Raw genomic sequence first — 18,076 nt, 5'->3', positions numbered from 1 at the left:
ATCCTAAGCGCCGTCCCGCCGGGTGCCTCCCCCGGGTTCGTGGCGGATGCCAATACCGGGGTCGTCAGGGGGGATTCGTGGATCGTTCCGAAACGGGCCACGGGGGAAGGGGGGATCGGCGGGCGAGGCCGGGGAGTCCTTGCGGAGCAGCCTGAGGTATCCGTACGAGAAGGCGACGAGCACGTCGACCACCTCCTCCAGGTCGGGGTAGCGCCCGTCGATGTGGCCGATCGCCATCGCGTCGCTCAGCGCGCCGATCCCGTCGGCGACCATCTCCAGGCGGCGCCGGTCGCTCTCCCCGCCGGTCGGGAAGCCGAACGAGGCCAGGTCCGCGACCAGGTGCGCCCGGTAGGCGCCCGCGCTCTCGACGGCGAACTCGTGGAACGGCGACGAGGGGTCGTGCCGGGCGCGCAGGCCCAGGCGGAACAGCGCGGGGTGCCGGCAGATGGCCTCCAGCGGTATCCGGAAGGTCTCGCGGTGGCGTTCCCTGTCGCTGGGGGCCTCGCGCGCCCGGCGCCGCGCCTCGCGCATCGCCCCCCGCAGGCGCTCCCCCACCCGGTCGCCGAGCGCCCGCAGCAGCTCCTGCCGGTCCTTGAAGTGCACGTAGAAGCTGGACTGGGCGATTCCCGCCGCCCGGGCGACCTTGACCGTGGTCAGGCCCGCCTCCCCCTCCTCGTCGAGGATGGTGAACGCGGCGCGCATGAGGCGGCGCCTGGTCAGGTCCTTGGCCTCGCTCCTGGTCAGAGGGGTGCTCATCACTGCCGCCTCACTTTCCGTTCACCGATGATCCTACCGGCGGGGTTTCGCGAGCATCCGGCGCAAACAATCGCCCCGAAAGGCTTGTGCGATTTTTCGCCGATAGTACTATCGGTGAAATTGCTCTCGGGGGGATCTACCGGGAGGAGACATACGTGAAGCGTCTGACGGTTTCCACGGCGTTGCTCACCGCGCTGGCGCTGGGGCTCTCGCCGGCGCTGGCCGCGTGCAGCGGCGAGCGGCCCGTCGCGCCCTCGGACCGGGCGGCGGCCCCCGCGGGGGCCTCGCCGGCGCGGGGCGGGCGCCTGGTCTACGGCCTGGGCGCCGACGCGGCGGGCTTCAACCCCGTCACCGACCAGTTCGCGGCCGTGAGCTACAGCATGGCCGGGACGATCATCGAAACCCTGGTCGGCGTGAGCGCCTCCGGCGAGTGGAAACCCGTGCTGGCCGAGTCTCTGACCCCCAGCAGGAACGCCGACGAGTGGACGATCAAGGTGCGCCCCGGGATCACCTTCTCCACCGGCGAGCCCCTGGACGGCAAGACGGTCAAGGCCAACCTCGAGGCGCAGAAGGCGTCCCCGCTGACCAGCGCGGCGCTCACGCCGGTCGGCTCCTTCGAGCTGGTCGACCCCATGACCGTGAAGGTGAAGCTGACGGGCCCCTGGGTGGCCTTCCCCTACCACCTCGCCACGCAGATCGGGATGGTGGTCCCCGCCTCCTCCCTGGCCGATCCCGAGGCGGCCAGCCGCAAACCAGTGGGGACCGGGGCGTTCGTCTTCAAGGAGTACACGCCGGGCAGCCGCATGGTCGTCACCAGGAACCCCTCCTACTGGCGCAAGGGACTTCCCTACCTCGACGAGGTCGAGTTCCGCGTCCTGCCCGACACCCAGACCCGGGCGCAGACCCTGGAGGCGGGCGGGATCGACGCGATGGGCACCACCCGAGACGACGACATCCTCAAGTTCGGCGCGCTCAAGGACACGTACACGGTCAAGCGGGCCGCGGGCATGTCGGTGCCCGAGTACATGTTCATGCTGAACACCGCCGCGCCGCCCTTCGACGACCTGCGCCTGCGCCGGGCGCTGGCCCACGCCACCGACCGGGCGGCGGTCATCTCCACCCTGCGCGGCGGGCTCACCGAGGAGGCCGACGGCCCTTGGACGAAGGACTCCGGCTGGTACGCCCCCGGAGGCGACTACCCCGCCTACGACCTTGAGAAGGCGAAGGCCCTGGTCGGCGAGGTCGAGGCCGAGAAGGGGCAGATCTCCTTCGAGGTGATCACACCGCCCGACCCCAACACCATGCAGGGCATCGAGCTGGCGCAGGACATGTGGCGCAAGGCCGGGGTGGAGGTGCGGATCAGGCAGGTCGACCAGGCCGACCTGGTGAACCGGGCCGTGACCGGCGACTTCCAGGCCACCGTGTGGACGCAGTTCTCCGCCTCCGACCCCGACGGCGAGTACGTCTGGATGCACCAGAACTACGCCCGGCCCGTCGGGAGCGTCTCGCTGAACTTCAGCCGCCTCAAGGACCTGCGGCTCAGCCAGGCCCTCGACACCGGCCGGAGCAACCCCCAGGACGACGTCCGCAAGCAGGCCTACGCCACCGTCCAGCAGCGATTGCGCGAGCTCGTCCCGTACGTCTTCGTCGACCACCTCAGCACCGGAGCGGTCATCGCGAAGAACAGGGTCGGCGGGATCGGCGAACATCTCCTGCCCGACGGCGACAAGGGCGTGCCGCTGACCGGCGCGCCCATCCCCTACCACCCGTTCTCGCAGGTCTGGGTCGGCAACCCGTGATCCTGGTACGGGCGGCCCGGCTGGCGCTGGTACTGCTCGTCGTCACCTTCCTGTCGTACGCGCTGCTCAACCTGCTGCCGGGCGACCCGACCACGCAGATCCTGGGCCTGTCGGCGAGCGAGGAGGCCCGGGAGCGGCTCCGCGCGGAGCTGAACCTCGACGACCCGCTGATGGTCCGCTACCTGGACTGGCTCGGCGGCCTGGTCACCGGCGACATGGGGACCTCCCCCATCACGAGCGTCCCGGTCGCCGAGGCCCTCGCCGAGCGGCTGCCCGTCACCCTGGAACTGCTGGTGGCCGCGCAGCTGATCGCGCTCGGGCTCGCCGTGCCCGTCGGGGTCGCGGCGGCCCGCCGGGCGGGCCGGGCGCTCGACCAGGCGCTCACCACGCTGAGCTTCGCCCTGCTGTCGACACCGGTGTTCGTCCTGGGCGTGGTGCTGATCCTGGTGTTCGCCGTCGAGCTGCGGCTGCTTCCCGCGACCGGCTGGACCCCGATCTCGCTCGACCTGGGCTGGAACCTCACCTCGGTGCTGCTGCCCGCCGTCACCCTGGGCTGCGGGCAGATGGCCGTCTACGCGCGGCTGCTGCGGACCGACCTCATCGCCACCCTCCAGGAGGACTACATCACCCTGGCCCGCGCGCGGGGCCTGTCGCCCCGGCGCATCCTGTGGCGGCACGCGCTGCGGCCGTCCGCGATCTCCCTGGTCACCGCCGTCGGGCTCAACCTCGGCGCGCTCATCGGCGGAACGGTGATCATCGAGACGCTCTTCGGGCTGCCCGGCGTCGGGCGGCTCATCGTCGAGTCCATCTTCTCCCGCGACTACCTGACAGTGCAGGGAGGCGTCGTGCTCATCTCCATCGGCTACGTGCTGGTCAACTTCGCGGTCGACCTGGTCTACGTGGCCGTCGACCCCAGGATCCGGCGTGCCTAGGCGGCTGGGCCGGGGGTTCTGGATCTCGGCGGCCTGGATCGCCCTGGTGCTCGCCGCGGCCCTCGCCGCCGACGTGCTGCCGCTGCCGCGCTACGACGCGACCCTGGCGGGCCCGCCCCAGGCGGGACCGAGCGCCGCGCACCCGTTCGGCACCGACGGGCTGGGCCGCGACGTGCTCAGCAGGGTCGTGTACGGCGCGCGGGTCTCGCTCGGCGTCGGCGTCGGCGCGGTGCTGCTCGGCCTGCTGGTCGGCGCGCCGCTCGGCATCGTCGCCGGGTACCGCAGGCGGGCGACGGACGCCGTGATCATGGCGGTCAACGACGTCGCGCTCGCCTTCCCCGCGCTGGTGTTCGCGCTGGCCGTGGTCGCCTTCGCCGGGGCGAGCCTGACCAACGTGCTGATCGTGCTGGGCGTGCTGGGGGTGCCCGCCTGGACCAGGCTGATCCGCGGCGCCACCCTGTCGTTCTCCGGGCGGGAGTTCGTGCTCGCGGCCCGCGCCCTGGGCGCGCGGGACCGGCGGATCCTGCTGCGGGAGATCACCCCCAACGTGGCCGTGCCGGCCGCCTCCTACGCCTTCATCGGCATGGCGATCGCCGTGGTGGCCGAGGGCAGCCTCGCCTTCCTCGGGCTGTCGGTCCAGGCGCCCACCCCGACCTGGGGCGGGCTGATCAACGAGGGCCGCGCGGTGATGGACGGCGCCCCGCACGTCGTGCTCGCCCCCTCGCTCGTCATGTTCCTGACCGTGCTGTCGTTCAACCTCGTCGGCGACCGGCTCAGGGCGCTGACCGACGTACGGCAGAGCGGCCTGGAGCCCGCGCGGCGCGGCACCGCGGTCATCGGGGATCCGCCCGTCGCGGAGGACGCCTCAGGCGGTGCCGACGACGAGGGAGCGCTGCTGCGGGTCCGCGACCTGCGCACGCACTTCGTGACCGGGCGGGGCGTCGTGCGGGCGGTCGACGGCGTCTCCTTCACCCTGGAGCGCGGTCGCACGCTCGCCGTGGTGGGCGAGTCGGGCTCCGGCAAGACCATGCTGATCCGCTCGGTGCTGGGCCTGCTGCCCGGCGCGGGCGTGCTGCGCGGCGGGGAGGTGCGCCTGGAGGGCCGCGACCTCACCACCCTGTCCCCGAAGGAGCTGCGCGCGGTGCTCGGCACCCGGCTGGGAGCCGTCTTCCAGGACCCGATGACGGCGCTCAACCCGGTCAGGACCGTGGGCACCCAGGTGATGGAGCCGCTCAGGGTGCACCTGGGCCTGAGCCGCGGGCGGGCCAGGGAGGCGGCCGTCGAGCTGCTCGCCTCGGTCGGCATCCCCGAGCCCGCGCGGGCGCTGCGCCGCTACCCCCACCAGCTCTCCGGCGGCATGCGGCAGCGGGTGACGATCGCGATGGCGCTGTCCTGCGGCCCCGACGTGCTGTTCGCCGACGAGCCGACCACCGCCCTCGACGTCACCGTCCAGGACCAGGTGCTGCGGCTGATCCACCGCCAGCGCGAGGAACGCGACATGGCCATGGTGCTGGTCAGCCACGACCTGGCCGTGGTGGCGCGCTGGGCGGACGAGGTCGTCGTCATGTACGCGGGCAAGGTGGTCGAGCGCGGGCCCGCGGAGGCGCTGTTCGAGCGCACCCGCATGCCCTACACCGAGGCCCTGCTGCGGGCGGTGCCCCGGCTCACCGACCCCGCCCACCACCCGCTCCACCTCATCCCCGGCCGCCCGCCGGACCTGGCGGACCTGCCGCCGGGGTGCGCGTTCCACCCCCGGTGCCCGTACGCGCGGGAGCGGTGCGCGGCCGAGGCGCCTCCGCTGGCCGAGGCCGAGACCCCGGGCCACCTGTACGCCTGCTGGTACCCGGAGCGGGTGGGTTCCCAGGACACGAGCATCGAAAGGGTGGACACCCGTGGCAGGTAGCGGAAGCGCCCATCTCCGTCCCCCCGAGGAGGTGTTGCTGCGCGTCGAGGACCTCGTCGTGGAGTTCCCCGCCGGGCGCGGGCGCCGCGTGCACGCGGTCTCCGGGGTGAGCTTCGACGTGGCCAGGGGGGAGACGCTCGGCATCGTGGGCGAGTCGGGCTGCGGGAAGTCCACCGCCGCGCGGGCGCTGATGCAGCTGCCCGCGCCCCTCGGCGGATCGGTCAGGCTGGACGGCGTGGAGCTCACCGGCCTGCGCGGCGAGACGCTGCGCAGGACCCGCAGGCGACTCCAGATGATCTTCCAGGACCCGATCTCGTCGCTCAACCCCCGGCGGCGGGTCCGCGACATCGTCGCGGAGGGGCCGCGCGTCTGGGGGACGGGCCGCGACAGGGTCGACGAGATGCTGGAGGCGGTGGGGCTCGACCCGGCCACCGCCGCGACCCGGCGCCCGCACGAGTTCTCCGGCGGGCAGTGCCAGCGCATCTCCATCGCACGGGCCCTCGTGCTCGACCCCGAGGTGGTGATCTGCGACGAGCCGGTCTCCGCGCTCGACGTTTCGGTGCAGGCCCAGATCCTGAGCCTGCTGGAGGACCTCAAGAGGCGCTACCGGCTGACGCTGGTGTTCATCGCCCACGACCTGGCCGTGGTCAAGAACATCAGCGACCGCGTCCTGGTGATGTATCTCGGCAAGACCTGCGAGCTGGCCTCGGGCGACACCCTGGTCGGGCGGCCCGCCCACCCCTACACGCGGGCGCTGCTCGCCTCCGTGCCGCGCGGCGGCCTGGACCTCCCCCCCGCCGACCGGCTGATCAGCGGGGAGCCCCCGTCGCCGGTCACCCCGCCCAGCGGGTGCCGCTTCAGGACCCGCTGCCCGGTGGCGACGCCGAGGTGCGCCGCCGAGGAGCCGGTCATGCGGCGGATCGGCCCCGACCAGTGGGTGGCCTGCCACCACCCGCAGGGGGCGGCGGCCGGCTGAGGGGTTCCTGCCGGGGGACCTGTCGAGTGGCGGGCCTGTCACGGGCGGCGGCTGACGGGTTCCCGCCGGACGGCGTCCCGGACGGGTGGTCCGCCGGCGGTCAGCTGACGGGCTCCTGCCAGGCGGCGTCCCAGGTGGCGCGGTCGACGGCGCCGGTGACGGGCAGGCCCTTCTCCTTCTGGAACTTCTTGCAGACGTCGGCTGAGCCGGGGCCGTACAGGCCGTCGACGTCGATCGCCCAGCCCCGGTCGCGCATCTGGCGCTGCCAGGTGCGGACGTCCTCGCCCTTCATGACCGGCGGCTGCTTGAGCGTGCGGCCGGGGAAGGAGGGGTGCGGCTCCGGCGGGTTCGGGGCGCCGCCGGGGCGGGGGGCGCCCCGCTTGACCCACGCGTACAGAGGCTCGCCGGGGCAGCTGGTCGAGTAGCCGTCGCGGTGTCCCTTGATCTCCTTGCCCGCGCCGCCCTTGTCCCTGAGGTATTCGATGGCGTCCAGGATGCCGTGCAGGACGCCGTCGGTCGGCTTGGTGAAGCCCGAGGAGCCGACCAGGCCGAGCACCGCGTAGTGGCCGCTGTTGAGCCCGGCGCCGTTGGCGGCCGGGACGTGGTGCGCGCCCCGGCCCTCGAAGACCTTCCGATGCGGACAAACCAGCATTGAATACCCCACATCGATCCAGCCATTGCCGTCCATGTGGTGGTTCTGGATGGACCTCACCAGCGCGACACACTTGGCGTGGTCGTTCACGATGTCCGGGCTGACCTGGCCGCCCGTGTAGTGGACCTTCACTCCCTTGGTGGAGTTGAGCTTGCCGTAGGAACCGCGCGGCTGGCGGGCACCCCACTCACGGCGAGTAACGAGATCGATGGCCACGAACGTCTCCACTGTCTGAGTGATATTGCCCTACCGGAGCGTAATGGCTGGCACGACACCATATGAGGCCGTTGAACCAACTGGTCCCCTGGCACACTGTGGCGGGAAAGCGCTCCTGATGATCGTCGGGCAGCGAAACAGCCGTTCTCCTAACCTTTGCCGGACGCCCTAAACCGTTCGCCCATGAGCCCCCTCATCACGGACAAGACGGATAGCCTTGCCTCCATGGTCGCGACCCCCCTGACCCCTGGCGACCCGGTCCGGCTCGGCGCGTTCCAGCTGACCGGGAGGCTCGGCGAGGGCGGCCAGGGCGTCGTCTACCTCGCGCACGCGCCCAGCGGCGAGCGGGTGGCGGTGAAGGTGCTGTTCCGCGGCGACACCGCGTCGCGGGCGCGGCTCGCCCGCGAGCTGTCCGCCCTGGAGAGCGTCGCCCCCTTCTGCACCGCACGCGTGCTGACCGCCTCCGTGGACGGCCCTCTCCCGTACGTGGTCAGCGAGTTCGTCGACGGCCCCTCGCTGGAGGAGCGGATCCGCGAGCGGGGCCCGCTGCGGGGCGGCGAGCTGGAGCGCCTGGTGGTCGGTACGGCGACCGCGCTGGCGGCCATCCACGCCGCCGGGGTGGTGCACCGCGACTTCAAGCCCGCCAACGTGCTGCTCGGCCCCGACGGCCCCCGGGTGGTCGACTTCGGCATCGCCAGGGCGGAGAGCGCGGCCACGACCGCCTCGGGCCTGATCGGCACCCCCGCCTACCTGTCCCCCGAGCAGATCAACGGGGCTCCCGCCTCGCCCGCCTCCGACGTGTTCGGCTGGGCGGCCACCATGCTCTGCGCGGCGAGCGGCAGGTCCCCCTTCGGCGCCGACACCGTGCCGGCCGTGCTGAACCGGATCGTCAGCCACCAGCCGGACCTGTCGGCCCTGCCGCCCGCGTTCAGGGGGCTGATCGCCTCCTGCCTGGACAAGGATCCCGCCCGCCGCCCGACGGCCCGCGCGCTGATGATCGGCCTCGTCGACCCGCGCGCGGCCGGAGAGCCCGGTGCCCCTTCCACCGAGGACCTGGCCAGGATCGGCAGCCGGATCGCCGCCCCTCCGGGACGGTCGGCGCTCACCACCCAGGAGCCTCGGCGCGGCTCCCGGGGGGTCGTCGTCGGCGCGGTCCTCGTCACGGTCTCCCTGCTGGTCGCCGGGGGGATCGCCGCCTGGCTCGTGCTGGGCACCCCCGAGACCGTCGTCGGCGACACCGACCGCCCGACACCTTCGCCCTCGCCTTCGTCACCCTCGTCGTCCTCGTCGGCGTCGCCGCCGTCGCCGTCCGGGAGCGACGCCCCCTCCACTCCGAAGCCTTCCGACACGGAGGGAGGCGGGGAGGAGATCCCCGCCTCCTTCGCGGGAGCGTGGGCCGGCGACGGCGTCACCTCCACCAACCCGCTCTCCTCGGGCGCGAAGCGGATCGAGGTCACCCTCAAAAAGGGCGACGACGGAGCCGAGTGGGCGGAACCGGACAGCGGCTGCAGGGGACGGATCGCCCTGACCGAGGTCACCGCCGACGAGCTGACCTTCACCCTCGGCTCCGGCACCGGCTGCGTCCCCGGCACCGTGTGGCTCAGGCGCAAGGGCGAGGCCCTGACCTACACCTGGAAGGACGTCCCCGGCCCCGAACTGGTCACCGAGACCGGCGACCTGACCAGGAACCGATGACGCCCTGCCCGGTCATGATGCCGACGACGACGATCACCGCCCCCAGGGGCTGGTTCCACGTCAGTGCCTCGCCCAGGACGACCACCCCGAGCACGACCCCCACCAGCGGGGTCAGATAGGTCACCGTCGAGGCGGTCGCCGCCCCCCAGCGGGCGATGACCGAGGTGTTCCACACGTAGGCCAGACCCGTGCCGAAGACGCCCAGGACGGCCATGCTCGCCACGACGGGAGGATCCAGGCGTACCGGACCGGCGGCCAGCAGCGGGCTCAGCGCGAGCATGATCAGGGCGGCGACGCCGACCTGGGCGGCGGCGATGGTGGGGGCGTCGTGGCCGTACGCCAGGACGAAGCGCCGCGTGTAGGCGAAGGAGAGCCCGTAGCAGAACGTCGCCCCCAGGCAGGCGGCCTGCGCCCACCACGGGCCGGTCTGCGCGCCCAGGTTCCACGGGGCCAGCACGACGACGACACCGGCGGCGCCCAGCAGCAGGCCGGACACCCCCGCCGCGCCCAGGCGCTCCTGCCGGAGCGCGGCCAGGGTCACGAGCATCGTCATCAGGGGCGTGGTCGCGTTCAGGATGCTGGAGAGCCCCGAGGGGATGTACTGCCCGGCCCAGGCGAACAGCAGGAACGGCACCACGCACAACATCAGGGCGATCACCGCCATGTGCGCCCAGAACACCGGATGCCTCGGCCACCTCCGGCGGGTGACCAGCATGATCACGGTGAGGGCGAGCGCCCCCAGCACGAGGCGTCCCAGCACCGTCTGGGCGGGCGACAGGCCGGTGAGCGCCACCTTGATGAACAGGAAGCTGGCTCCCCACGTCAGGGCCAGGGCGAGGTACTGGGCGAGGACGGAGCGGCCCGCGGAGTACGGCGCGGCGCCGGTCGCCGGCGGGGACGGGGAGACGGTTGCTTCACGGGTCACGGGGACAGTCTCGTCACCGCCCAGATCATGCGTCCAATGAGTTGCCCGTCGGATGTGATGAGATGTCCTCATGAGTGCGACGGTCGCGCAACTCCGGGTCTTCACCGCCGTGATCGCGAACGGCGGCTTCGGGGTGGCCGCCGAGGAGCTGGGCATGTCCCAGTCGGCGGTCTCCCACGCGCTCGCCGCCCTGGAGCGCGCCCTCGGCGCCCCGCTGGTGCTGCGGCACGGGAGCGTGCGCCCCACCGCGCTGGGCGCGGCGATCCTGCCGCACGCCCAGGCCGCGCTCGCCTCGGTCACGGCCATCGACGAGGTCGTCTCCGCGCACCTGGGACAGCACTCGGGGACGGTCCGGGTCGCCGCCCCGCCCACGGTCTGCTGCGGGCTGCTGCCCCAGCTCATGCGGACGTGGCGGGCCGAGCTCCCCGGCGTCGAGGTGCAGGTCTTCGAGGGTGACGACGACGAGCTGTCGCCCTGGCTGGAGACGGGGGTCGTCGACGCCGCGATCCTCGTCGACCCGGTCCCCCCGCCCCCGGCGCACGTGGTGGTGGGCCGCGACGCCTTCCACGCGGTGGTCCGCGCCGACCACCCGCTGGCCGGTCAGGCGCACATCACGATGGCCGAGCTGGTGGAGGATCCGCTGCTGGTCTCCAAGGGGGGCTGCGAGCCCCAGACCCGCGCCCTGTGCTCCATGGCGGGCGTCCCCTACACACCCGCCCAGCACGTACGCGAGCTCGGCACGCTCATCGGGATGATCGCCGCGGGCATCGGCGTCTCGACGGTTCCCGACCTCGGCCGCGGCCTGCTGCCTCCGGGGCTCGTCATGGTCCCGCTGAGGCCGTCCCTGGAACGCGCCCTCGTCCTCACCGGCCCGCTGACCCGCCCGCCGAGCCCTCTGGTCGACGCCCTGCTCCGCGCCACCCCCGAGGCCCCCGAGGTTTCCAAGGCTTCCTTGGTTTCCGAGGCCCCTGGGGTCCTTGAAGCCCCCGCGCCGCTCCCGCTTCCCTGAGCCCTGCCGCTCCCGTTCCCCCGAGCCACGCCACCCTGGATTTCCCGAACCTCCGAGCCCGCCGCCCCGGAGGGCCCAGGCCCGCCTGCCCGGGCTAAAACCCTTCGACCGGCGGGCGTCACGCGAGGATCATTGGCGCCATGTCCGTACTCAAGGAGGTCCACTTCCAGCCGGAGCCGCGCCCGGTGGAGCTGCCGATGAAGATCTGGCTCGATGACGGCGACGCGGCGGTGGACGTGATCGACGCGCTCGCGCTGTCGCCGTTCGCCACCGGGGCCCAGCCCTGGTCGCGCACCGCGAGCCTGGAGCGGGTCCGTCCCGACGCCCCTCTCGCCCCCGCCTCGGGGACGCTCGTCCGGGCCGCCTCGGAGAAGGACGGCCGCGACTCGCGGCTGCTGTGCGGGGAGGGCTGGACGCTGCGCGTGGTCCGCTACCGCAACCGCGCCGCCACGATCAGCGTGACCGCGGTCGACGAGGAGCTGGCCCGCTCGGTGATCGAGGAGGCCACCAGAAACGCCGAGGAGCCCGCCCCCGAGAGCGACCACGTCGAGATGGGCTTCTGGTGGCAGAGCCCCCGGGGCAGCCGCCGCTCGGAGAAGCCGATCACCGCCTCCCCCTGGGCGGAGATCTCCGGAAACTACGCCAGGGCGGTCAGCGAGCCGCTGTCGCGGCTGATGTCCGTCACCCCCGCCGAGGCGCACGGCCGGCTGATCCTGCTGCACGGCCCGCCGGGCACCGGCAAGACGACGCTGCTGCGCACGCTCGCCCACGAGTGGCGGTCGTGGTGCCAGGTCGACTGCGTGCTGGATCCCGAGCAGCTGTTCCAGTCCCCCGGCTACCTGATGGAGGTCGCGGTCGGCTCCGACGACCACGAGGGCGACGGGGGCGGTGAGCGGTGGCGGCTCCTGGTGCTGGAGGACTGCGACGAGCTGATCGGGTCCGGCGCCAAGGCGGCCACCGGGCAGGGCCTGTCGCGCCTGCTCAACCTGACCGACGGCCTCCTGGGGCAGGGCCGTGACGTCCTGGTGGCCATCACCACCAACGAGGCCCTCGCCCACCTCCACCCCGCCGTCACCCGCCCCGGCCGCTGCCTCGCCCAGATCGAGGTCGGCCCCTTCCCCCACGACGAGGCCGCCCGCTGGCTCGGCACCGCCGAGGGGCTCTCCCCCTCGGGCGCGACCCTCGCCGAGCTCTTCGCCCTCCGCGACGGCGTCCTCAGCGGCACTCCGGCCGCGCCGGAGAACACCGGCCTCTACCTCTGACCACCTCGGACAGGACCACACCGGCACGGCACGGGCACTGCGCGGGCACTGCGCGGGCACTGCGCGGGCACTGCGCGGGCACTGCGCGGACCGCGCGACGCCCGGCGGGCGCATGGGCGGGAGGTCACCGGGTAACAGCAGCGCATGCCCGATCTTCTACCGGAGGAGACCCTCCGGCAGCTCGTCGACCTCCTGGTCCGCCTCGTCGAGGCGGCCGGGGCCGCCGTCATCTTCGTCGGCGCCGCGATCGCGTTCGTGCGGTTCGTGCTGGTGGCCGTACGGCGGCACGACGACGGGTTCATCGCCGTACGGCTGTTCCTGGGGCGGTTCCTCGCCCTCGGCCTGGAGTTCCAGCTGGCCAGTGACGTGCTGCGCACGGCCATCGCGCCGAGCTTCACGCAGATCGGGCAGCTCGCGGCGATCGCGGCCATCCGCACCGCCCTGAACTTCTTTCTGAACAGGGAGATCGAGCGGGAGGGGCGCACGATGAACGCCGCGAACGGAGACGACTCGCCGCCGGCCCCGGGCGGGAATGGATGACCTCGTCCGGGCGCTCGTCCCCCTGATCGTCGTCATGGGACTGGCCGCCGCGCTCGCCGTCCTGCTCTCCGGCGGCGGTCCCGGCGGCGCCCTGGCGGTGCTGCTCGACTTCCTCCTCGCGGCCGGGCTCCTGCGCCTCTCCCAGGCCCAGACCTGGGCGGCGATCATCACAGCGGCGCTCACGGTGCTGATCCGCAAGATCGCCGTCGCCGGGTTCTCCCAGCACGGGTTCTCCCGGCACGGGTTCTCCCGGCACGGAACCTTCTGGCACGGAACCTTCTGGCACGGGTTCTCCCGGCACGCGGCGGGACGGCGCCCGCCCGGCCGCCGCCCCGCCTCCACCCCGGACGGGCCGGATCAGGACCGTACGAGATAGTCGTGCAGGCGGCGGCACTGGCGGCCGAACCCCGACGAGGAGCGGCGTGACGACGGGGCGAGGCCGGGGATCTCCCCGCGCGCCCCGACCCAGCGGGCCACCTCGACGCCCAGGGTGACGAGGTCGGTCGCGCCCGGACGCGGCCTCTCCCCCTTCCCCGGCAGCACGTGCGGCAGTGCCGCCCGGATCACCTCCCAGACCTCCCGGTGGGCGCCCTGCCTGGCCGCCTCTTCGAGCCCGGCCACCGCGTGCGGCAGCTTCACCCAGGTCCGCTCCGTGAGCAGGGCGAGCTGCGCGCCGAGCGCTTCCGCGGGCAGGTCCCCGCGCGCCGCCATCCGTACGGTGAGCCGCACGCCGTCCACCGGGTTCCGCTGGGCCAGGAAGAAGGCGAGCAGCAGCGCGGTGTGCTCGCCGGCCGGCCCGTCGCAGGCGGCGAGCGCCTCGGCGTGTTCCGGCTGGACCGTGGGCCGGTAGTAGATGTGGAGCAGGTGCGGGAGGTAGTGGGCGGCGACCACCTCCCGGTGCGAGGGCAGGACGGCCGGCCACCAGCCCATGTACCAGCCGTGCCCGTCCCAGTCGTGGTACGGCACCTCGCCGATCAGCTCGTCGACGAGGGGCAGGCCGGTCGGGTCGGCCCGCACCCAGGGGACGGGGGTCAGGCCGGCGCCCGGGGGCGGTTCGCCCTCGTCGGTGTGGCGCGGGTTCCCGTTCTCGGTGAACCTCCAGCGGACGCGCGCCTCCGGCTCGACCGGCCCCTCCGCCAGCCATCGCGCCGCGCGGCGCCCGGCCTCGGAGGTGAGCCGCCCGGCCCGGGCGACCACCTCGGGATCCGCGGTTCCCGGCAGCCGCAGCAGCGCCTGCTGGAAGTCGGCGGGCAACGGCTCGGTCCCGGTGGCCTCGACCGCCTCCAGGCGGGCGAGGAACGCGGCGGGGTCGAGGTGGCCGGTGGCGGCGGTCGGGGTCGCGAGCAGGACCGGCGGCAGCGTGCCCGCCTTGAGCGCGGCGAGCAACTCCGCGCACCGCCGGAGCACGAACCGGTGCGGCACGGAGAGCTTGTACTCGCCGGGGAGCCGGTCGGGCCTGGTCCCCCCGGAAGCGCCGTGCCCGGCCGACCCGCTGTGCCCGGTCAACCCATCGTGTCCAACCGACCCACCGTGGCCGACCGACCCACCGTGGCCGACCGACCCGCCGTGGCCGACCGACCCGCCGTGCCCGGCCGACCCATCGTGCCCGGACCACCCGCCGTGGCCGGACCACCCGAAGAAGCCCGCCGGCCCCGTTTCGCCGGAATCCCCCGTCTCCAGGATCGTCACGACCTCCTCGCCCTCGCCACCGCCCGGATCCGTGAGCCCCCTCCCGGTCCTGAACGGCGGGTGAGCGTTCTCGAACCCGACGGCGTCCGACCGGCCCACCGCCGGCACGCTCGGCTCGGACGTCCAGCCGCCCCTGTCGTATCCGACGATGAGACGCATGAAGTGGTCGCGAGCCCCGGCGAGAAACGCGCCGAAGGACATCTCCCCGTTGTCCTCCTCCCTCGCCTCGATCCTGATGCTCCCCGAAGCCCACCCCTCCGAGAACTCCGGAGCCTTTTTGACCGCCGGTCCGGGGTCGGAGCCCGGGAAGAGGAGTTCCGCGGCCATCGCGGCGAACCAGTCGTGGGGCGCGTGCCACTCCTGGCTCTCGTAGAGGCCGTGGGCCCGGTGGTCGCTCCTGGCGAGCGCGGCGCGCAGCGCCTCGCGGTCCTCCGCCGCGAACCGGACGAAGCCCGCGAGCCACCGCTCGGCCTCCTGCCAGTCGCGGGACGAGAACGCGCGGACCAGCTCGTCGACCGTGCCCGGCGGGTCGGGGAAGGCCCCGGCGGGATCGGGCGGGGTGAGCGGCGGCGGGACGGGGACCTCCGGCTCCTCCCACTCGGGCCCCGCCTCCCCGCCGACCGCCGCGGCCAGGAGACGCCCCAGATCCGGCGGGAGCACGCCAAGCGCCGCGCGCAGCGTCTCGGCGCCGAGCGGGGTGAGGTGCGCCGCGTGCTTGACCGCGAGACGCACGGAACGTTCCCGCACGGCGTACGTCTCGTGGCCGAACGCGGAGGCGAGGGCCGGGGCCAGCTCGTCGGCCCGTTCCGGCGACTGCCGCAGGGTCTGGTCGAGCCAGGTCAGTCCGGTGCGCACCAGCCCGCTCTCGGCGCGAAACAGCAGGCCCTCCAGCGCCTCGGCCACGTCGGCCGGGTCGAGGTGGCCGAGGCGGCGCAGGTGCCTGAGCGCCAGCTCCGCGACCGGCCCCGGCGCGGCCGGCAGCAGGCGCAGGTAGTCGCGGGCACGGGCCTCCACCTCCGCGTACGTGGGTTCGAGCAGCTCGTGGAGGCGGACGAAGAACCGCAGGTCGGTGGCGTCCCCTCCGCGCAGGAACCGGCTGACGCAGCCGTTCACGAGCATCTCGCGGCTCACCCCGCTCCCGGCGCCCTCGCCGCTCAGCACCGCCAGGACGCCGAGCCAGGAATCGGCGCGCGGCGGGTCGCTCCGCTCCTCGCGCAGGGCGCGGCCCACGCCCTGCGCCTCGAAGATCCTCGGCAGCAGGGTGTCGAGGAGCGGGTCCCGCCGGAGCCCGTCCACGCCGGGCGGCGTGGCGAGCCAGCCCAGCACGAGCGGGTCGTGCTCGGGAGGGGTCACGCCGGTGCCGCGGAGCAGGGTCAGCACCAGCGGAAGGTCCGGCGAGGTCGCGGTGCGGATCCTGAGCACGAGCCGGGCGACCAGGTCGGCCTGCCACGCGGGCTCCCGCGCGGAGATCACCTTGATGAGGGCGTCGGTGTCGGCCGGCGTCTCCCACGGGGAGATGGCGAGCTCGCGGCGGTTCAGCCAGGTGACCGCGGCCGCCGCGCCGCCGAGCGAGCCGGCGCCCGCCACCCGCAGGTGCTCGGCCCGTACGCCCCGCCACTGCCACGAGTCGAAGGCCCCCGCCTCGCGCCGCGCCGGCCTGAGGTAGCCGGGCAGTTCCCTGGCGACCTCCCTGCGCTCCGCGTCGCCGAGACCCGCAACCCGGGTCGCGAGCTCGTCGAGGCCGCCGTTCTCGATGAGGTGGCGGACCTCGTCCCAGACCGTCATCGGGAGTCCTCCCGGGTGAGGGGGGCCGGTGCCGCCGGGGAGCCGGCGGGGGCGTCGGCGGCGCCGGCGGCCATCCGGGCGGCGAGCACGTGCTTGCAGGGGCCGCGCGAGCCCCGGTGGTCGTACCACCACGGGCAGTCGCACGACCCCTCCGCCATCCGCACCAGGCGTACGCCGCCGTCGGTGGTCACCTCGGCCGAATCGGGGCCGGTCAGCCGTACGGCACCCGAGGCGATCAGGGCGCGGGCGGAGCCGAGCCTGGGGTTGAGCGCCGCGACGTGGTCGCGGTGGTAGGGCAGCTCTCGGTGGAAGTGCGCGGCCTCGAAGAGGTCGTAGCCGACCCGGCCCGCCGTGCCCAGCTGGGTGAGCGAGGCCCGGACCCGCTCCGGCGCGAGCCCGGAGCGCTCGGCGAGCACGCCGAGTTCCAGGGTGGGCTCGAAGTCGAGCAGGATGCCGACCAGGTCGGCGTCACCGGCCACCACGTCCGAGGAGAGGTCCGCCAGGACGGCGCCCTCCCCGGAGAAACCGCGCCAGGCCTGCGGGGACAGGACCAGCGTGTAGCGCATGCCCGGCAGTTCCAGCTCCCAGGCGCTCGACCCCGAGCCGTCCGCCGGCCCGTACACGCGCAGGGCCTTGGCGAAGCGCAGCGACGGCATCATCGTCGCCAGCCTGCCGACCCCGGCCAGATGGACCCCGCCCGGCACGGCCCGGTCCGAGAGCCGCAGCTCCCTGCCCGCGGGGACCGCCCACACCTCGGCCGCCGCCCGCTTCGGCAGGCCGCGCAGGAACCTGACGGCCTGCGGCCCGGCGAGCTCGGCGCGCAGGTCGAACCCGGAGGCGATCACCTGGACCTCCGCGAAACCGCGCAGCCACCGGTCGGGCAGCGGCACCTTCTTCTCCACGACCGCGCCGTCCAGGGTGGTCACGGTGAGCTCGTCGGGACCGACCCCGACGTGCAGCGGGTCACGGCCGCCGACCCTGGCCAGCGCCTCGCGCAGCGGGTTGTTGACGTCCACGTTGGTGGTGCCCCGGTCGAAGACCTCGCCGTCGAGGGCGGGGCCCAGCACGTCCAGCCGGGCGTAGACGCCGCCGCAGGCGGAGAACGACTCGAACCTGAGGCGGTCGCCGCCGCAGGTCACCACCGGGTCGCGGGTGAACCCCGGCTGCGGCCGGTGGTAGCGGGCCAGCGCCACGTCGGCGACCGCGAGCAGTCCGGTCGCGGCCGGCGCGGCCTGGGTGAGCAGCCCGCTGAAGAACCGGGGATGGTCGAGGAAGCCCGTCGTGGTCCGGCCTCCGGACGTCGACAGTCCCAGGTGTCCGTCGGAGAGCGTGGAGGGGCCGGCGTAGGAGTAGGCCTGCACTGCACTTGTCATGGGCCGGACGGTAGAGATCACGACCGACAAATCCGATCACGACCGCACGGCCGGCGTACGACCACCGGCTTTCGAGGGCTCCGGAAGCGGTGGCCGCCGGGGCTGGCGGGCGGATCCGGGAACGCGGGATCCGGGGACGCCGGAGCCCGGGAGAGCCGGGTTCAGGGGCCCAGGAAGCCTGGTGGCCCGGGTCCGGGGCCGGGGTGGACGCCCGATCCGGTCAATACTCCTATCCGATGCCTCCCGGCGGCTCGCGAACAATTCGGGGAACGCCGGTTGATTGATCCGGGCGGACGATGGAACGGGCCAATGGCGGTCCCGGGCCAAACGGCACCCCGCCGCCCGCCCTCCTCCACAATGCGGGACGCCCGGAATCATACGGTCCGCAAGGCGAGTCTTGCCTTACCTCGGAGTGTCGAGACCGCACCCATTGTGATCGGCCGCCTACCGCCGGGCCCCTTCGAAGACGCCCGGCGCCGGGCACCGGCAAACCCGTGGGCCGGTGACACGCATTCCGGGGCGGAGAAGTCATTTGTCCGCCGGAATCCCGGAACGTGTTCGGTG

General features: G+C 73.7%; 14 protein-coding genes. 9 read left to right on the top strand and 5 right to left on the bottom strand.

What is annotated here, in order from left to right; genetic code table 11:
- Nucleotides 1–3: 3 nt before the first annotated feature.
- Nucleotides 4–756, bottom strand: coding sequence for a TetR family transcriptional regulator (locus AC5L38_RS03580; RefSeq protein ID WP_495241286.1), 753 nt, complete (start codon nt 754–756; stop codon nt 4–6).
- A gap of 155 nt (nt 757–911) precedes the next feature.
- Between AC5L38_RS03580 and AC5L38_RS03575 the strand changes: the two genes are divergently transcribed.
- Genes AC5L38_RS03575 through AC5L38_RS03560 form a run of 4 tightly spaced genes read left to right on the top strand, consistent with a single transcriptional unit; the run spans nt 912 to nt 6,366 of the window.
- On the top strand, nt 912–2,555 hold the full coding sequence (locus tag AC5L38_RS03575; protein WP_495241285.1) for an ABC transporter substrate-binding protein: 1,644 nt from the start codon (nt 912–914) through the stop codon (nt 2,553–2,555).
- Nucleotides 2,552–3,487: an ABC transporter permease gene (locus AC5L38_RS03570; protein WP_495241284.1), complete on the top strand. Its 936-nt coding sequence runs from the start codon at nt 2,552–2,554 to the stop codon at nt 3,485–3,487. The genes AC5L38_RS03575 and AC5L38_RS03570 overlap by 4 nt, the downstream gene beginning before the upstream one ends.
- Nucleotides 3,480–5,390, top strand: a complete 1,911-nt coding sequence (locus tag AC5L38_RS03565; RefSeq protein ID WP_495241283.1) for a dipeptide/oligopeptide/nickel ABC transporter permease/ATP-binding protein — start codon at nt 3,480–3,482, stop codon at nt 5,388–5,390. The genes AC5L38_RS03570 and AC5L38_RS03565 overlap by 8 nt, the downstream gene beginning before the upstream one ends.
- Nucleotides 5,380–6,366 carry an ABC transporter ATP-binding protein gene (locus AC5L38_RS03560; protein WP_495241282.1) on the top strand — a complete coding sequence of 329 codons (987 nt, stop codon included), beginning with the start codon at nt 5,380–5,382 and terminating at the stop codon, nt 6,364–6,366. Before AC5L38_RS03565 ends, AC5L38_RS03560 begins: the two co-directional genes overlap by 11 nt.
- A gap of 100 nt (nt 6,367–6,466) precedes the next feature.
- Here the strand turns inward: AC5L38_RS03560 and AC5L38_RS03555 are convergent, their stop codons facing one another.
- Complete coding sequence (locus tag AC5L38_RS03555; RefSeq protein WP_495241281.1) at nt 6,467–7,234, bottom strand: peptidoglycan recognition protein family protein; 768 nt, start codon at nt 7,232–7,234, stop codon at nt 6,467–6,469.
- A 225-nt stretch (nt 7,235–7,459) separates the two neighbouring features.
- Between AC5L38_RS03555 and AC5L38_RS03550 the strand changes: the two genes are divergently transcribed.
- Nucleotides 7,460–8,929, top strand: a complete 1,470-nt coding sequence (locus AC5L38_RS03550) for a serine/threonine-protein kinase (protein WP_495241280.1) — start codon at nt 7,460–7,462, stop codon at nt 8,927–8,929.
- Here AC5L38_RS03550 and AC5L38_RS03545 read toward each other — a convergent pair.
- Nucleotides 8,895–9,854, bottom strand: coding sequence for a DMT family transporter (locus AC5L38_RS03545; RefSeq protein ID WP_495241279.1), 960 nt, complete (start codon nt 9,852–9,854; stop codon nt 8,895–8,897). The two genes, AC5L38_RS03550 and AC5L38_RS03545, sit on opposite strands and share 35 nt — an antisense overlap.
- A 70-nt stretch (nt 9,855–9,924) precedes the next feature.
- On the opposite strand from AC5L38_RS03545, the gene AC5L38_RS03540 reads away from it, so the two are divergent.
- From AC5L38_RS03540 to AC5L38_RS03525, 4 genes are all read left to right on the top strand, one after another.
- Nucleotides 9,925–10,863 carry a LysR family transcriptional regulator gene (locus AC5L38_RS03540; RefSeq protein WP_495241278.1) on the top strand — a complete coding sequence of 313 codons (939 nt, stop codon included), beginning with the start codon at nt 9,925–9,927 and terminating at the stop codon, nt 10,861–10,863.
- A 140-nt stretch (nt 10,864–11,003) separates the two neighbouring features.
- A complete protein-coding gene (locus AC5L38_RS03535) occupies nt 11,004–12,125 on the top strand; it encodes a DUF5925 domain-containing protein (RefSeq protein ID WP_495241277.1) in 1,122 nt (373 codons plus the stop codon).
- Between the two features lie 144 nt (nt 12,126–12,269).
- Complete coding sequence (locus tag AC5L38_RS03530; RefSeq protein ID WP_495241276.1) at nt 12,270–12,665, top strand: DUF1622 domain-containing protein; 396 nt, start codon at nt 12,270–12,272, stop codon at nt 12,663–12,665.
- Nucleotides 12,658–13,041 (top strand): hypothetical protein, encoded by a 384-nt coding sequence (locus tag AC5L38_RS03525; RefSeq protein ID WP_495241275.1) that lies wholly within the window; start codon nt 12,658–12,660, stop codon nt 13,039–13,041. The genes AC5L38_RS03530 and AC5L38_RS03525 overlap by 8 nt, the downstream gene beginning before the upstream one ends.
- Here the strand turns inward: AC5L38_RS03525 and AC5L38_RS03520 are convergent.
- A complete protein-coding gene (locus tag AC5L38_RS03520) occupies nt 13,023–16,139 on the bottom strand; it encodes a hypothetical protein (RefSeq protein ID WP_495241274.1) in 3,117 nt (1,038 codons plus the stop codon). The two genes, AC5L38_RS03525 and AC5L38_RS03520, sit on opposite strands and share 19 nt — an antisense overlap.
- Nucleotides 16,136–17,512 carry an SWIM zinc finger family protein gene (locus AC5L38_RS03515; protein ID WP_495241273.1) on the bottom strand — a complete coding sequence of 459 codons (1,377 nt, stop codon included), beginning with the start codon at nt 17,510–17,512 and terminating at the stop codon, nt 16,136–16,138. The genes AC5L38_RS03520 and AC5L38_RS03515 overlap by 4 nt, the downstream gene beginning before the upstream one ends.
- Between the last annotated feature and the right edge of the window lie 564 nt (nt 17,513–18,076).

This window comes from Streptosporangium nanhuense, from assembly GCF_059358815.1.
This window is presented reverse-complemented; position numbering and strand designations above follow the sequence as displayed.

Bases quoted from the DNA above. Each gene is read 5' to 3' on its own strand.
- AC5L38_RS03550 (WP_495241280.1), top strand. From the start codon at position 7,460: ATGGTCGCGACCCCCCTGACCCCTGGCGACCCGGTCCGGCTCGGCGCG.
- AC5L38_RS03580 (WP_495241286.1), bottom strand. From the start codon at position 756: ATGAGCACCCCTCTGACCAGGAGCGAGGCCAAGGACCTGACCAGGCGC.
- AC5L38_RS03535 (WP_495241277.1), top strand. From the start codon at position 11,004: ATGTCCGTACTCAAGGAGGTCCACTTCCAGCCGGAGCCGCGCCCGGTG.
- AC5L38_RS03520 (WP_495241274.1), bottom strand. From the start codon at position 16,139: ATGACGGTCTGGGACGAGGTCCGCCACCTCATCGAGAACGGCGGCCTC.
- AC5L38_RS03525 (WP_495241275.1), top strand. From the start codon at position 12,658: ATGGATGACCTCGTCCGGGCGCTCGTCCCCCTGATCGTCGTCATGGGA.
- AC5L38_RS03515 (WP_495241273.1), bottom strand. From the start codon at position 17,512: ATGACAAGTGCAGTGCAGGCCTACTCCTACGCCGGCCCCTCCACGCTC.
- AC5L38_RS03530 (WP_495241276.1), top strand. From the start codon at position 12,270: ATGCCCGATCTTCTACCGGAGGAGACCCTCCGGCAGCTCGTCGACCTC.
- AC5L38_RS03540 (WP_495241278.1), top strand. From the start codon at position 9,925: ATGAGTGCGACGGTCGCGCAACTCCGGGTCTTCACCGCCGTGATCGCG.